This is a genomic window from Tateyamaria omphalii (genome assembly GCF_014651375.1).
Classification (GTDB): Bacteria; Pseudomonadota; Alphaproteobacteria; order Rhodobacterales; family Rhodobacteraceae; genus Tateyamaria; species Tateyamaria omphalii.
Genome location: NZ_BMWT01000003.1, coordinates 570303 through 585855, shown reverse-complemented (window position 1 = coordinate 585855; position 15553 = coordinate 570303). Strand labels below are relative to the sequence as shown.

Annotated in this window: 16 protein-coding genes; 2 read left to right on the top strand and 14 right to left on the bottom strand. The window is 59.2% G+C overall.

Translation table 11 applies throughout. From position 1 onward, the window contains the following. Positions 1-127: 127 nt before the first annotated feature. Positions 128-919, bottom strand: coding sequence for a GAF domain-containing protein (locus IE087_RS13590; protein ID WP_189369880.1), 792 nt, complete (start codon positions 917-919; stop codon positions 128-130). A gap of 176 nt (positions 920-1095) precedes the next feature. Next, on the bottom strand, positions 1096-1377 hold the full coding sequence (locus tag IE087_RS13585; RefSeq protein WP_189369879.1) for a DUF1330 domain-containing protein: 282 nt from the start codon (positions 1375-1377) through the stop codon (positions 1096-1098). A gap of 126 nt (positions 1378-1503) precedes the next feature. On the opposite strand from IE087_RS13585, the gene IE087_RS13580 reads away from it, so the two are divergent. Beyond that, positions 1504-2382, top strand: coding sequence for a LysR family transcriptional regulator (locus tag IE087_RS13580; RefSeq protein WP_189369878.1), 879 nt, complete (start codon positions 1504-1506; stop codon positions 2380-2382). Here IE087_RS13580 and IE087_RS13575 read toward each other — a convergent pair. Genes IE087_RS13575 through IE087_RS13550 form a run of 6 tightly spaced genes read right to left on the bottom strand, consistent with a single transcriptional unit; the run spans position 2379 to position 8921 of the window. Beyond that, positions 2379-3164, bottom strand: coding sequence for a crotonase/enoyl-CoA hydratase family protein (locus tag IE087_RS13575; RefSeq protein ID WP_189369877.1), 786 nt, complete (start codon positions 3162-3164; stop codon positions 2379-2381). The two genes, IE087_RS13580 and IE087_RS13575, sit on opposite strands and share 4 nt — an antisense overlap. A 16-nt stretch (positions 3165-3180) precedes the next feature. Beyond that, positions 3181-4035: a hydroxymethylglutaryl-CoA lyase gene (locus IE087_RS13570; protein WP_189369876.1), complete on the bottom strand. Its 855-nt coding sequence runs from the start codon at positions 4033-4035 to the stop codon at positions 3181-3183. Further along, a complete protein-coding gene (locus tag IE087_RS13565; RefSeq protein ID WP_189369875.1) occupies positions 4036-4689 on the bottom strand; it encodes a glutathione S-transferase family protein in 654 nt (217 codons plus the stop codon). Further along, entirely contained in the window at positions 4686-6620 is a 1935-nt protein-coding gene (locus IE087_RS13560; RefSeq protein ID WP_189369874.1) for an acetyl/propionyl/methylcrotonyl-CoA carboxylase subunit alpha, read from the bottom strand. Before IE087_RS13560 ends, IE087_RS13565 begins: the two co-directional genes overlap by 4 nt. Continuing rightward, positions 6621-7310: a hypothetical protein gene (locus IE087_RS13555; protein ID WP_189369873.1), complete on the bottom strand. Its 690-nt coding sequence runs from the start codon at positions 7308-7310 to the stop codon at positions 6621-6623. 6 nt (positions 7311-7316) lie between these two features. Continuing rightward, positions 7317-8921 (bottom strand): carboxyl transferase domain-containing protein, encoded by a 1605-nt coding sequence (locus IE087_RS13550; RefSeq protein ID WP_189369872.1) that lies wholly within the window; start codon positions 8919-8921, stop codon positions 7317-7319. Between the two features lie 137 nt (positions 8922-9058). Here IE087_RS13550 and IE087_RS13545 point away from each other — a divergent pair, with 137 nt between their 5' ends. Then, positions 9059-9661 carry an OmpW/AlkL family protein gene (locus IE087_RS13545; RefSeq protein WP_189369871.1) on the top strand — a complete coding sequence of 201 codons (603 nt, stop codon included), beginning with the start codon at positions 9059-9061 and terminating at the stop codon, positions 9659-9661. Positions 9662-9675: 14 nt separating this feature from the next. Here the strand turns inward: IE087_RS13545 and IE087_RS13540 are convergent, their stop codons facing one another. The 6 genes from IE087_RS13540 to IE087_RS13515 form a co-directional block, all read right to left on the bottom strand. Continuing rightward, positions 9676-11142 (bottom strand): AMP-binding protein, encoded by a 1467-nt coding sequence (locus IE087_RS13540; RefSeq protein ID WP_189369870.1) that lies wholly within the window; start codon positions 11140-11142, stop codon positions 9676-9678. Beyond that, positions 11139-11414 carry a hypothetical protein gene (locus IE087_RS13535; RefSeq protein WP_189369869.1) on the bottom strand — a complete coding sequence of 92 codons (276 nt, stop codon included), beginning with the start codon at positions 11412-11414 and terminating at the stop codon, positions 11139-11141. Before IE087_RS13535 ends, IE087_RS13540 begins: the two co-directional genes overlap by 4 nt. After that, a complete protein-coding gene (locus tag IE087_RS13530) occupies positions 11414-12577 on the bottom strand; it encodes an isovaleryl-CoA dehydrogenase (protein WP_189369868.1) in 1164 nt (387 codons plus the stop codon). The genes IE087_RS13535 and IE087_RS13530 overlap by 1 nt, the downstream gene beginning before the upstream one ends. Positions 12578-12656: 79 nt before the next feature. After that, positions 12657-13379, bottom strand: coding sequence for an EF-hand domain-containing protein (locus IE087_RS13525; RefSeq protein ID WP_189369989.1), 723 nt, complete (start codon positions 13377-13379; stop codon positions 12657-12659). A 154-nt stretch (positions 13380-13533) separates the two neighbouring features. Beyond that, positions 13534-14733, bottom strand: a complete 1200-nt coding sequence (locus tag IE087_RS13520; RefSeq protein ID WP_189369867.1) for a DegT/DnrJ/EryC1/StrS family aminotransferase — start codon at positions 14731-14733, stop codon at positions 13534-13536. Positions 14734-14813: 80 nt separating this feature from the next. Further along, entirely contained in the window at positions 14814-15479 is a 666-nt protein-coding gene (locus IE087_RS13515) for an HAD-IIIA family hydrolase (protein WP_189369988.1), read from the bottom strand. Positions 15480-15553 lie beyond the last annotated feature (74 nt).

Here is a 15553-nt window from a genome sequence, read left to right as displayed (position 1 = left end):
CGGGTGTGAATGCGCCAGGTCAAGTGGCAGGTTTGGCTTACAAGGGTTTACGCGCGCCACCCGGCAGGGTCAATAAAGCCAGGACCGGAAGTGACCGAATTCTCCGGGTGATTTCGCCGCAGCGTATTCAGATCAATGTGATCGACGCGTCCGACCGGCTCCACTCGGCCAGGGTCAGTCCTTCCTTTGGCGCATAAAGCTGCACGTGCAACGCGTGACTTGGCCTGCCCGGCGCGCTGACGGAAACCGCGCCTGAGCGTGATCCGTCGTCAGCCAGCCGTTGCGCAACGTGGGGCAGCGTCAGAAGTTCCTGATACGTCAGGTCCAACTCTGCCCTGAGCGCGGCGTTGGCAAAGACCAATTCGCCTGCATCATTGTGAACGGTGATGGCCTTGCCGCTAGTCTCCGCCAGAGTGGTCAGGATCGCATCGTTTTCGGCCAGCGCATCGCTCAGCGCCTGTTGTTCGTAACGCAGCATAAGCCGCTCGATCTTGCTGCCGATCAGATCAGCAATTGTCTCAAGATAGGCGAACTCTTCGTCGTTCCAGATACGCGGCGCATCTGACAGTGCGCACAAGGTTCCAATGGGTTCACCTTCATTTAATCGCACGGGCACCCCGAGATAGGCGCCGATCCCAAGTGTTGTAGACACCGGTGCATGGCGCCAACAGCTGTGACTTGGAACATCAACCACCCGGAGCGGTGCCCCGGTTTGGATCACATATGTGCAAATCGTGTCCTGTGCCGGGAATAAGCGATCCTCAAGCTGTATCAACCGCGTGGAATGGCCCAATGCCAGCAGCGCGTCATCCTGCTTCACGCTTATCATTACGGTTCGGCAGCTCAACTTTGCCTTCACGGCCCGCGCCAGTTTGTCAAACTCGTCCGTATGGCTAAAATCAAATGCAAATTCTGCCATTGTTCGGGGTCCACTGCGCCATTCTTCATGCGCAGTATAGCGCAGCTAACTCGATGGGAAATATCGAAATACTGACCTTGGGTAAACAAGTACGGTTCGAAAGGCTGGCTGCCTTTCGAACCGGGGTAAGAATTGCGTTGCAAGTGCAGACACAAATAAGGATTTTGGACGTGTCGTCACATAAGAATAATATCTGATGTCCCGCTGCCTCGCCTGAGCTCATGTATGCTCTGTAATTCCGGGTCGGTTTTCCATGCTTCTGCCCTCGCCCGGTCAGGAAACCGCAAAATGGCAATCATGTCCGGCATTACAGGTGCGCCTTCAAGCACAACAGGATCAGGAGAGGCTTGAAGCACTTCCCCACCGTGGCGCGCAAGTGCCTCGGCCGCCTTTTCCCGATACTGCGTCAGGCTTTCGAGGTTTGTGATCCGCAGCATTACAACGGCATGGGTGGTCATGGCTTGGGTCCTTTGCATATGAAGTCCACCAGTATCTTGACCATGCCGGCCATGTGACGAAAATGAGAATATTTTCGACACACCTGTGCAAAAATGATCAAGCAGATCGGCTGACAAGAGATCGATATGGACTGGAACGATCTGAAATATGTACTTGAGACCGTACGACATGGTGGCATCAGCGGTGCGTCGCGGTCGCTTGGCGTCAATCACGCCACCGTCTCACGCAGGATTTCAGCGGCGGAAGCAGCGCTTGGGACATCACTTTTTGACCGGCGGCCTTCCGGGTACGTGCCCACCCAAGCTGGTCGCGATGCAGCTCGTACCGCCGAGGCGTTTGAAACCGAACAGTCCAGTTTGACGCGCGTGATTGCCGCACGTGATATTGCTTTAAGCGGGCCATTGACCGTCACTGCACCCCACTTGATGGTGCAGTCTGTGCTTGCGCCGATCCTTGGTGATTTCGCGAAAGCGCACCCGGACATCGAATTGACCATTATCGGCAGCATCGAAACGCTGAACCTTGCGGAACGCGAGGCCGATGTGGCCATTCGGATCTCTGACACCCCTGATCCGGATTTGGTCGGACGGCAGGTGGCGGTGCAGAAATCGGCTGTCTACGCGAGCAAAACCTATATTGCAGAGCTTGAAAACGACCCTAATCGCGCGTTGCGGTGGTTGCGCTTCCTGCATTGGCAACCGACGCCCAAGGAAGTGATGGCCGTATATCCAAATACGACAACAGCAATGGCCCTTGATGACATGGTGGCCATGTTGGGGGCGATGCGTGCTGGTCTTGGCGCCTCGCGTGTGGCGTGCATTATCGGCGACACGGATCCGGACCTTGCGCGCGTGCCCGGCCTTCCGCTTATGCCATACCTGCCCATATGGGTGCTAACCCACGCAGATTTGCGGGCGGTACCACGTATTGCCACCTTTACCGAATTTGTTTCAACGGCACTGCGCCGGAAGCGTTCTGCTTTTGCCGGTGAGACCGAGGGTTAGGTGCGTGCCCAACTTGCCTTGCGCTTGGCAAAGAATGCATCAATGCCCTCCGCAGCCTCTTCGGTTTCCCAGCGCGATTTCAGGGCGCCGATGGATGTTGCAATCGTCTGGTCATCGATCCGGGGGCCAAACTCCCGCGCCAGTGCCTTGGCGGCGGCGACCGCGCCGGGGGCACAGCTTAGATATGGGGTTACTTCGGCCTCGACGGCTTGCATCAGATCGTCCGCCGGGACCGCTTTGGCCAAAAGGCCAAGCTCAACCGCTTCGGAGGCATCAAACAGCCGCGACGACATGAACACGCGCCGCGCGCGCCCCTCGCCCATCCGTGCGACCACGTAGGGACCGATTGTGGCTGGGATAATGCCAAGCCGAGTCTCCGTCAGTCCCATCTTGATGTGATCAGCCCCAATCGCGATGTCACAGACCGACGCCATCCCGACCCCGCCCCCAAAGGCGTTGCCGTGGATCGCCCCGATCAGCGGCTTTGGCATTGTATTGAGTGCATGCAGCATATGGGCAAGCTTGCCCGCCTCTTGCGCCCGCGTTTCCGCATCCGACTGCATCTGCTCGCGCATCCATCCCAGATCGCCACCCGCACAGAAGGTCTTGCCAGCGGCGGCAAGAACGACAACACGAACGGCGTCGTCGCTGCCCAGCGTACGGGCTGCATCGTGCAGGTCCGCAATCATGGCCGCATTCATCGCGTTGTGCTTGTCCGCACGGTCCAGCAGCAGCGTCGCAACGCCGCGTGGATCAACAGTGATCGAAAGAGTGTCAGTCACGGTTCTGTTCCTTGCCTTATGCGGTGATGCGCATGCTGCGTGCCAATTCGGCGGCTTCTTCGATCAGCGACTGATCAAGACCGGTCTCGTATCCCAAACGCGCCAAATGCGCTGCCACCGCTTCGGTCGCAACATTGCCCGCAGCCCCCGGCGCATAGGGGCATCCACCCAGCCCCCCAACAGCGGCGTCAAAAACTCGAACGCCAAGCGCAAGAGAGGCGTCGATGTTGTCGAGCGCCCGTCCATTGGTGTCGTGAAAATGCCCTGCAAGGCGGCCCACCGGCACCACGTCGCGCACGGCAAGCAGCATGCGTGCGACCGCGTCCGGCGTGCCCTGCCCAATGGTGTCCCCGAGACTGATCTCATAGCAACCCATGGCAAACAGGCGGTCCGCGACGCGCGCCACCGCCTCGGGATCAACCGCACCGTCATAGGGACACTCCACCACGCAAGACACGTAACCCCGCACGGGCAGATCGACGGCGCGCGCGGCATCAATGACTGGCGCAAAACGATCCAGCGACTCGTCAATGCTGGCGTTGATGTTGGCGCGTGAGAACCCTTCGCTGGCGGAGCCAAACACCGCAATCTCGTCTGCGCCAGCTGCACGCGCGTCAGCAAACCCGCGCATGTTCGGGGTCAGCGCGGCATAGCGAACACCCGGGGCACGGGCAATGCCTGCCAGCACCTCGGCGCTGCCCGCCATTTGTGGGACCCATTTGGGGCTGACGAAGCTTGCACATTCGATCCGCCGAAAGCCGGCAGCGCTCAGCTTGTCGACCAGTGCGATCTTGTCGGCAATCGCGATCTCACCCGCCTCGTTCTGCAGACCATCGCGCGGTCCAACCTCGTAGATTTCAACCGCGTCCATTCATGCCTCCCAAGCAGGGTAGAAGTCTTGATCATAGAGCCGCGCTGATGCATCCGGCAAGCTTGCCTGAAATGCGGGACGGTTGGTGATCCGCTCAAACCAACGCGCGAGGGTTGGATGATCGTCAAGCTTGCGGAAGTAGCGCGCCATATAGACAGCCTGTCCAACGGACACATCTGCGGCAGAGAACCCAGACGTTAACAGGTAATCCCGTTCGGACAAGCGCGCCTCGATCGCATCATAGCATTTTCCCAGACGCGCCGCTTCCAGCTTCATCACGGTCGGGCTGCGCATACTGTCATCGTAGAGGGCGACGTGCTGTTGTGTCAGCGCCGCCGAGTGTTGACTGACTGTTTCGGCAAAGTGCACCCAGACCAGCCACTCCATGCGCTCCGGCGAGCCGGGGCTGCGGCCAAGCCCTTCGGGGCTGAACTGCTCACACAGATACTGTGTGATGGCCCCGGTTTCGAACATGCAGTGGCTATCAATCTCGAGCGCCGGAACGCGCCCTGCAGGGCTGCGGCTCAGGAACTCGGGCGCGCGCAGCGACTTGTCGAAGGGATGCACCTGGACCTGAAACTCCACCTCCAGTTCGTGCAGCAACCATAGCGACCGCATTGACCTGGTTTGGGGACAGTGATGCAGCGTGATCACGCCTGATCCTCCAGCCGGACCAGTGCCGCACCCGCAACCACCTGATCGCCTTCGGCGGCCAGCACCTCGGCGACCGTGCCGTCGCGGGCTGCCAGCAGGACATGCTCCATCTTCATCGCTTCGAGAATGGCGAGCCTATCCCCTTCGGCGACAATTGCCCCCGGTGCAGCAAACACCGCCTTGACCAGACCGGGCATTGGCGCCTCGACCACATTGCCATCGCCCGCTTCTGTGGCGTTCACGTCCAGCGGGTCGACGATGTGGAACGCAATCCCGTAACCGTCAAAGACCGTGGCAATACCGCCAGCCAAGTGGACATCCGGGGCGGGATGGCCCGCGATCGTCCATTGTCCCTGCCGCCGTTCAGCCAACATTTCGGTTCCATCAAGATACCAGCGTTGCGTGTCCTGATTGAGAACCTCAACACGAGCGTCCAATACGTCGTCGCCATGCATCAACGGCACGGAGCGGCGCAATGGTTGCCATAAAGAGAACCCAGCATCCGGAACAACGCCGTCCAAACCGGATGCAATCATCGCAGCCGCAATGGCGTGTCTTGGCTGAACCTCCGTTGGCGTGGTCAACATATCAATGTCGCGCGCAATCAGCCCAGTATCCACTTCACCAGCAGCAAAACCCGCGTGCCCGTCCAGCGCGCCCAGAAAGGCAAGGTTAGTCACCGTCCCTGCCACCTGTGTCTTTTCCAGTGCCTGCGACAAGCGTTTCAGGGCAACATCGCGCGTTGGCCCGTGCACAATGACCTTGGCGATCATCGGATCGTAATGCGGGCTGATCTCGTCCCCTGCCCGCACGCCACTGTCCGCGCGTGCTGCATCCGGGAAAGTCAGATGCGTCAATGTCCCCGTGGCGGGCAAGAAACCGGCCGGCACATCCTCGGCATAGAGCCGCGCCTCAAAGGCATGGCCCGAAATCGATAGATTCTCCTGCGCGGCAGGCAAAGGCTCCCCCGCCGCGACGCGCAATTGCCATTCGACCAGATCAACACCGGTGATCGCTTCGGTCACAGGGTGTTCCACTTGCAGGCGTGTGTTCATTTCCATGAAAAAGAAGCCGTCGGGGCGCAGCGGGCCTGAGCCATCGACGATGAACTCAACCGTCCCTGCCCCTTTGTAGCCAATGGCTTCCGCAGCACGCACGGCAGCGGCCCCCATTGTCGCCCGCATCTCGTCCGTCATGCCGGGGGCTGGCGCCTCTTCAATGACCTTCTGGTGACGGCGCTGCAGCGAACAGTCGCGTTCAAAGAGATGCACGGCGTTCGTACCATCGCCAAACACCTGCACCTCAATATGCCGGGGGTGCGTTACGAATTTTTCGACGAGCACATCCGGATTGCCGAAGGCGGTCTGCGCCTCGCTCCGGGCGCTGGCGAGCGCATCGGCAAAGTCGGCTGCACTTTCGACAAGGCGCATACCCTTGCCGCCACCGCCTGCAACCGCCTTGATCAAAACGGGATAACCCATCTTGTCCGCCTCGGTCGCCAACAGGTCATCGGACTGATCCGCGCCGTGATAGCCGGGCACAACAGGCACGCCCGCTTCAACCATCAGGGCCTTGGCCGCGTCCTTGAGGCCCATGGCCCGGATCGCTTGCGCCGATGGTCCGATAAAGGTCAGACCCGCCGCTTCTACAGCTTCCACGAAGTCCGGGTTTTCAGACAGGAAACCATAACCGGGATGGATGGCTTGCGCACCTGTGTCTAACGCAGCCTGAACAATCACGTCGCCCTTCAAGTAACTGTCAGCAGGGGCCGCGCCACCGATGGACACAGCCATGTCGGCCATCTGTACGTGCTTTGCTGCCGCATCGGCCTCGGAGTACACCGCTACACAACGCACGCCCATGGCTTGGGCCGTCTCCATCACACGGCACGCAATCTCGCCCCGGTTTGCTATGAGGATTGTGTCGAACATTTACCACCAAGCTCCCGAAGCGCCATCATTTAGGTGTTGGCGCACATATCCTGGCAGCGGCCAAGCGTCATATTCCAATTGCGCGCGCTTGCCGCGCCCGCCATCCCGGTACGCATGATTGTACAGTTCCTCATGCAAACGAATTTGTATGTTCTCCAATGCCACATCCACCTTTGATTGGGTGGCTTCGATGCTTTCTTCCAACTTCGAGGTGTCAGATTTCCCAGAGAGCCAGCTCTTGGGAAGAATGTGCGACAGAACTTTGGTCCCTGCTGATGTCGCCACGAGCAGGACGAGGTTGGCCAGAAAGGCCGAAAGGTTTGCGCCGCGCAATTCTAAGAATGTGCCAGACAAGAAACCGAACCAACCTCTTGGCTTCTTATCGCTGTGCGCCAACTGCGCGCGTGCAATGTCAAACTCGCGTGCGAAGCTTTCGCGAAATTGGCGCGCAAACAATGACCGCCGGAAATCAGAACGTCCGGACCAGACAGTCAATGCAGGTCGGACAAACACGCCCGCGCGAGTCTGTTCAACAAACTGTTCGAAATCAAAGATAAAGAAATAGTCCTCGGAATCGAGCGAGTTGTGAATCACATAAACTGGCAATTTCACCTCGCGCCCAAGCGTTGGTATACTGATGTCCGGCAATGCATTCTTAATCCGGCTGGCAATGTCACTGGGTTTGATCATCAAGCCTCACATCCGGAACACGCCAAAGCGTGTGTCCTCAATCGGTGCATTCAGGGCTGCAGATAGGCTGAGGTGCAAGACATCCCGCGCTTTGCGGGGATCGATCACGCCATCATCCCAAAGCCGCGCAGAGGCATAGAGAGGGTGCGACTGTTCCTCGAACATATCTATGGTTGGTTGCTTGAACGCGGCCTCTTCCTCGGCTGACCAAGTGCCCCCGCCCCGCTCGATCCCGTCCCGTTTCACGGTGGCCAGCACACCCGCCGCCTGCGCGCCGCCCATGACGGAAATGCGCGAATTGGGCCAAGACCACAGAAAGCGCGGCGAGTAGGCACGCCCGGCCATGCCATAATTACCGGCGCCAAAGGATCCGCCCACCAGCATCGTCACCTTGGGCACCGACGTGGTCGCCACTGCCGTCACCATCTTGGCCCCGTGGCGCGCGATCCCTTCGTTTTCGTATTTCTGGCCGACCATGAACCCCGTGATGTTCTGCAAGAACACCAGTGGGATTTTGCGCTGCGAACACAGTTCAACGAAGTGCGCACCTTTCTGGGCGGCTTCGGAAAACAGCACGCCATTGTTGGCGATGATGCCGACAGGCACGCCCTTGATATGGGCAAAGCCGCAGACCAGCGTTTCGCCAAACCGCGCCTTGAAAGGATCGAAACGTGATCCGTCCACGGTGCGCGCAATTACCTCGTGAATGTCATACGGCGTGCGCAAATCCGCGGGGACGACACCCAGTATTTCCTCTGGGTCATAGGCAGGTTCCTCGACACTATGCAGCGTGACGGTTGTCGGCTTGCGCAGGTTCAGGTTGCCAACGCTGCGGCGCGCTAGAGCCAGCGCATGGGCATCGTCCTCGGCCAGGTAGTCGGCCACCCCCGACAGGCGCGTGTGTACGTCGCCGCCGCCAAGGTCTTCGGCGCTGACAACCTCGCCGGTGGCCGCCTTGACCAGCGGCGGCCCGGCCAGAAAGATCGTGCCCTGTTCCTTGACGATGATGGTCACGTCGGACATGGCCGGGACATAGGCGCCGCCCGCCGTACATGACCCCATGACGACCGCAATCTGGGGAATGCCCTTTGCGCTCATCTGCGCCTGGTTGAAGAAGATGCGACCGAAATGATCCCGGTCTGGAAACACCTCGTCCTGATTGGGCAGGTTCGCCCCGCCGCTGTCGACCAGGTAGATACAGGGCAGATGGTTTTGCTCCGCGATCTCTTGGGCGCGCAGGTGCTTCTTGACGGTCATCGGGTAGTACGTGCCGCCCTTCACCGTCGCGTCATTGCACACCACCATGACCTCGTGCCCCATGACACGGCCTATACCTGCAATCACCCCGGCACAGGGCGCCGCGCTGTCGTAGAGCCCGTGCGCCGCCGTCGCCCCGACCTCGAGAAAAGGCGAACCGGGGTCCAACAGATTTGCCACCCGATCACGCGGCAGCATTTTGCCGCGACTGACGTGCCGGTCGCGTGACCGGTCGCCACCGCCCTGCACCGCAGCCTGCGCCGCCTCTTCCACAACGCGCAACGCATCGAGATGGGCCGCACGATTGGAACGAAAGTCATCGGATCCGGTCAGGACCGAAGATGTCAGGCGCATGGCAGAACTCCACATGTAGGACGGCGGGTGGACGGAATGTCGCAATCGAATTTGGTCCGCGATTGATCTGGATCATCGCGCGAAAATGCTGCGCGCGCAAAAGATACGCAGGAACTTAATAACAGGTGAAAAAAGAGATGAAACACACCAGCAGATTCGTGATCGCCGCCTGCGCTGCCCTGGCCCTTGCCGGAGGCGCATCCGCTCAATCGAAAGGGGACTGGACCCTTGGTGTCGGTTTGGGAGGTGTCTTCCCCGACTCCGACAATGGGACCCTCGCAGGGGCCGCCGCAGATGTTGACAACGGCTATGCCCTGACCATCACCGGCGAATACTTCTTTGCCGACAACTGGGGTGTCGAGCTTCTCGCCGCGACCCAGTTCAAACACGACGTTTCCCTGAACGGTGGTGAAATCGGGTCGGTCAAGCATTTGCCGCCAACCCTGTCGGTCAACTATCACTTCCCGACCCAGACCGCTTGGAAGCCATATCTGGGTGTCGGTGTGAACTACACCACCTTCTCGGATGAATCCTCCGGCCTCGGAAACCTGGAGCTGGACGACAGTTGGGGCGTAGCCGTTCAGGCCGGGATTGACTATGCGATCAGCGATCGTGACGCTTTCCGCGCCAACATCCGCTGGATCGACATCGACAGCGATGTGACTCTGAATGGCGCAAATGTCGGCACCGCCGAAATTGACCCGATCGTTCTGAACTTTGCCTACGTGCGGCGCTTCTGAGGCCAAGGCGCGCATCAATCCTGCACCTCGCGGATTGCGCGCGCCTTGAGCTCTTTGCGAATAACCTTGCCCGTGACAGTCATGGGCAAGGCCTCCAGAAACTCAATTTCCCTTGGGTATGAATAGCTTGCGAGCCTCTCTTTCACGAAGGTCTGCAGCGAATGCGCGTCCGGCTGCCTGTCCGGTTTTGGCACAACAAAGGCTTTGACGATCTCGGTTCTTAGTGCATCGGGCTTGCCCACGACGCCGACCGTTGCGACGTCTGGGTGTGTCAGCAAGCAGTCTTCAATCTCGGCCGGTCCAATACGATAACCTCCCGACGTGATGACATCGTCATCGCGTCCAACAAACCGGATATCGGGCCCATCTTGTTGACCACGATCCCCGGTCAGCATCCATTCGCCACGAAACTTGTCCGCCGTAGCCTCCGGGCGCTGCCAATACTCAAGCATCATTGAGGGAGCGCCGCGCCTGACCGCTATATCGCCCTCACCTTCTGCCATGTTGCCATCTTCATCAATGATCGCCACGTCAAAGCCCGGCACCGGGCGACCCATGCATCCCGGCTTGGTCTCGTACTGTGCCGCACAGGACGTCACCACCATGTTGCATTCCGTTTGGCCGTAAAACTCGTTGATCGTGACACCCAGCGCGTCCCGACCCCACGCCAGCATTTCTGCGCCCAACGGTTCGCCACCGCTAGCAACCGACCGCAATCCGTCAATCCGGGCGCCCTCGGCCTTCAACATCCGCAGAGCCGTTGGCGGGAAAAACACATTTTGTACAGAGGCTTGTTCGATGGTTCTCAGGCAGCCTTCTACTGTGAACTTTGACATACGTGCCGCGACAACGGGCACGCCCAAGGCCAGCGCGGGCATCAACACGTCAAAGAGACCACCAATCCAGGCCCAGTCCGCTGGTGTCCACAAGCGATCGCCCAGTTGGCCCAGCTCATCATGGCTGAGCGAGACACCGGGCAAGTGGCCATCCAGAACCCCGTGCCCATGGAGTGCACCCTTCGGGTGACCAGTGGTGCCGGACGTATAGATGAGAACAGCAGGCGTTTTCATAGTTGCAGAAGCAAAAGGCACCGGATCGCCCGGGATGCCTGCTTGATCAGCCTGCCAGCACAGGGCCAGTTCCCCGACCAGTGCAGCACCCTCAGGGTCGGTCAGCACCAAGGAAACATCTGCATCATTGATACGGGATCGCAATGCATCGTGCTTGAATAACTTGAACAAAGGCACTGAAATCGCGCCGATTTTCCAGATTGCAAGATGCGCCGCCGCGCACCAGGGCGACTGTGACAACAACACGCCGACGCGATCACCCTTTTTCACCTCGACTTGCAAAGCCCGCGCCAAACCATCCACCATCTCGGACAAATCGGCGTAGGTGACTTCGACGCGCGCAGTCGATGCGAGATCAATGATTGCAATCTGATCTTTGGGATGCGCCAGGCATTGGGCGGCCATGTTCATATGGCACCCTCCTGATCTATTTCGGAAACGCGGCCCCACCGGTCCACGGCATAGAGCGACGCCACACACCGCACAAAAAATACAACACCGTCGTCCCCGGGCCACCCCACACAGAGGCGCCTGTCACCGCCATGCTTTGCCACATGTGCGTCAGCCACAGCCGCGATGACGTCGCTGGCATCAACATTCACCTGCCGCTGGCCCAACCAGAAGCCACCGAATGCTGCCAGAACAACCAAACTGGCTGTTGTGATGACAATTTGGCGCGGCATCAGGCCATCGCCGAAACCAGCTCGCGCCCCACGAGCATGCGCCTGATCTCTGACGTTCCGGCACCAATCTCCATCAGCTTTGCGTCGCGGAATATCCGCGCAACGGGCGCATCGTTCAGAAAGCCTGCACCGCCCATGGCCTGAACGGCCTGATGCGCCTGCTTCATGGCTTCTTCGGATGCATAAAGGCAGCACGCCGCAGCATCTTGCCGTGTCACCTCGCCCCGATCACAGGCTTTGGCGACCTCGTAAACGTAAGCGCGGGCCGAATTCATCGCCGCATACATATCGGCGATCTTGCCCTGCATCAGTTGGAAGTTTCCGATGGGTTGGCCGAATTGCTTGCGTTCGGTGACATAGGGCATGACCTCGTCCAGGCAGGCCGCCATGATGCCGAGCCCAATTCCCGCCAACACTACCCGTTCATAGTCTAAGCCGGACATGAGGACCGCCACGCCGTGCCCTTCTTGACCAAGAATGTTTTCGAACGGGACCTCGACATTCTCAAAGATCAGCTCGCCCGTGTTCGACCCCCGCATGCCCAACTTGTCGAAATGCGGAGACGTGGAAAAACCGACCATATCCCGTTCAATCAGGAACGCGGTCATGCCCCGCGGGCCCGCGTTTGGATCGGTCTTGGCATAGACAACCAGCGTATCGGCATCCGGCCCGTTGGTGATCCAGTACTTTGTCCCGTTCAGGATAAAGCGATCATTGCGTTTCTCGGCATGCAGCTTCATCGACACAACATCTGAACCGGCCCCCGCCTCAGACATGGCCAGCGCGCCAACATGTTCTCCGCTGACCAATCCGGGCAGGTATTTTGCCTTCTGCTCGGGCGTTGCATTCAGCTTGATCTGGTTCACGCACAAGTTCGAATGCGCGCCGTAGCTGAGAGAGACAGAAGCACTGGCGCGCGCGATTTCTTCGACAGCGACGGTATGGGCGAGATAGCCCATGCCCGCCCCACCATCGTCTTCCGAGACGGTGATCCCCAGCAGACCAAGTTCGCCCATCTCGGGCCAAAGTTCGGGTGGGAAACTGTTGTCCGTGTCGATCTTGGCTGCCATCGGCTTGACGCGTTCCTGCGCCCAGCGATGCACCATGTCGCGCAGCGCGCCGATCTCGTCACCCAGATCAAAGGTCATTGATGCGTGGAACATGGATCCTCCCCCGACATTCGCACGTAAATTGAACGCACGTTCAATAATAGCGAGGAAGGATTTCGGTGTCGAGTCCCGGTCAGTGGTCCACGAATTCCCGAAGACTCACGCGCCCATCACCGTCAGCATCGAGGAACGCCATGATCTCGGGGGCCTTGGCCGCGCTTTGCATACCAATCGCCGCACGACACTCGGCACTCACCTTGGCCTCATCCAGACGATAGGCCGCCTCAAGTTCGTCGAGTGTGACAAATCCGCTGTCATCGGTATCCGCCTCAACAAAATCGCTCGCACGCTGGCGCTCGTAGGAAGCAATGTATTCCTTTAACGTCACTTCCCCGTCGCCATTTGCATCGTAGAATTCCATGTGCCCGTCGGCCAATTTCTCAGGTGTTGCTGACCATCGTTCTTCCCACTGCGTGCCTTCGCATTCAGGCGGGACGTCTGCTTGGGAAATTTGATGGGTCATGTCCGCCACCAATTCCGCGTGGTCGACGATGCCATCTCGATTGGCGTCCAAAGACCGAAACCCGCCTTTGAAGTCAGTATTGGCGGCCGCACCGGCCAGTGAGACGGCAATGAAAACAGAAGCAGTGATTGCAGCCGGCGCACCGGCAATGATGAATTTACGCCACATGGGAACCTCATTGGATAAAAGATGAGGCACGGCATCTTCGGCAATCAGCCTGCGCAAGGCTGCGCTCATGGACTCTCCACGCGCAGCCGCACGGGCTGCAAAGGCGGATTTTTCACTCAGGCTCACCCGGACTTCGAGTGTTTCAGATTTCTTTTCTGTACGCATAGCTGATTACTTTTGATCAATGTCGTGCTGCCCGCCATAGGCCGCACAGAGTACGCCGATTGCTATCATCAGCTTGCCGGGACGCACGCAAAATCGTGTCCGGACAAGGCGTTTGAGCCGCAATTGCGGCGCTCATCCGCCTATCGGCAGCGTATTAAGCGGTCATTCTGTTGTTGATGCGTGTGACTTCGTCCCGAATGATCCGGGCAATCAGCGCGCAGTCTTCCAGACTGAAGGTCAGTGGAACACGCATGTCCACAATGCCCGCCAAAACCCGGTCACTTGCCGCCATTGGCTTTGAAGGCGCATAGCGCCAGCTGTCATAGCGGCTGGTGAACGCAACGGGTTCTGCTGCGCCAAACCACTTCAATTCGACACCCCGCGCAGCGCATTGGCTGATGACCTCGCGCACCGCGGATGCAGCCCAATCCAACAATAGAAACTGAATAGATGACCCAACAATGGTTTCTGCCTTGGGACGGTCAATCACGGTCAGGCCGGGCGTGTCGCGCAAACCGTCTTCAATCGCATTGTAGCGGTCATTCCAACGCTGACATTGCGTTGCAAGATCGGCGATCTGAGGGCGCAAGATGGCCGCACGCAGGTTGTCCATACGACCCGAGATGTTGGGCGTGTGGTACTTGATGTCATCGAACGCCTCTTTCGGCGGGGCGGCAAGGTGACGCTCGAACAACATGTAGCTGCCGGACAGCATCACGGCCTTGGCAGCAAGATGCGGGTCATCGGTGACCAGAAATCCGCCCTCGCCCGAATTGACATGTTTGTAGGTCTGGCAGGAATAGCACCCAATGGCCCCATAACGCCCTGAGGCGACACCGTTCCATGCGGCCCCCATGGTGTGGGCGCAGTCTTCGATCACTGTTACACTTGCCGCGTTGCACATCGCCATCAGGCGCTCCATGTCGCAGATATGCCCGCGCATGTGGCTCAAAAGCAGTACCTTCGCCTCGCCCAGTTTGCCCTCGAGATCATCCAGATCGATGGTCAGGCTCTCGGTCACGCCGACAAAGACAGGCACGGCACCCAGCGATGCAATCGCTCCGGGCACCGGCGCAAGGGTAAAGGCATTCGACAACACCTTGTCCCCTGCCTGCACCCCGACGGCCCGCAGGGCCGTCGCCATGGCATATCCGCCCGATGCCACGGCAAGGCAGTATTGCGCGCCAACCTCGTTCGCAAACTCCTGTTCCAGCAATGCCGTCTCCGACAATTCGCCTTCAACCGTGTTATATCGGTGCAGGCGGCCATGCCGCATAACTGCAATCGCGGCCTCGATCCCCTCTTCGGGAATGGGCTCTTGCTGGGTGAAACTGCCGGTAAAATGCTCTGTCATGCGAGCGTTTGTGGGATGTGGCGCAGAACCCGTCAAGACATCCTGTCTTTATTTCATGTTCCGAAAGCGAACCTGCGGGATTACGCCAGTGGGCGAAGCGCCGCGACTACGCTCGGCAGAGCGGCGTAGTCATCGAGCAATGCTTCTGGCTCCAAGGCCGCCATGTCGTCGCCAGACGGACCAAAGGTGACAAGGACCGATGGCACACCCGCCGCGCGCGCAGTGTTCCGGTCAGTGTCACTATCACCCACCAGAATGCAGGTCTGCGGATCGATCCCAAGACGACGGGTCGCTTCGAACAACGGTTCCGGGTCAGGTTTGCGCACTGACAGTGTATCCGCGCCGACCAGGCTGCCAAAGGCATCCCGTACACCAAGGTCCTGCATCAATTGTTCGGCCAAGCCTTCGGGTTTGTTGGTGCAGATGCCGATGGCATAGCCCTGATCGGACAAGGCCGCGATGGCCTGCATTGCCCCCGGATACAGCGTTGTAAGACTGCTGATATCCGCCGCATAGGCTTCGAGGAGTATCGGGTAGTACTTGTCGACCAACGCATCATCCATCTGCTCGACACGTGTCAGGCCAGTGCGCAGCATCATCCGTCCCCCCCGCAGCGCCACACCCGCATCATCCGGCCCCAGAACATCACCCAAACCCATGTCGCGAAAACAGTGATTGGCTGCGGCCAACAGGTCCCCGCTGGTGTCTGCCAATGTGCCATCGAGATCGAAAATCACTGCCGCCATGCGTCGCCCCTTCTGGCGGATCACCGCCCGTTCCTGTTGCAAGCCGAAATCTTCTTTGATTACCGCGCGCTTGC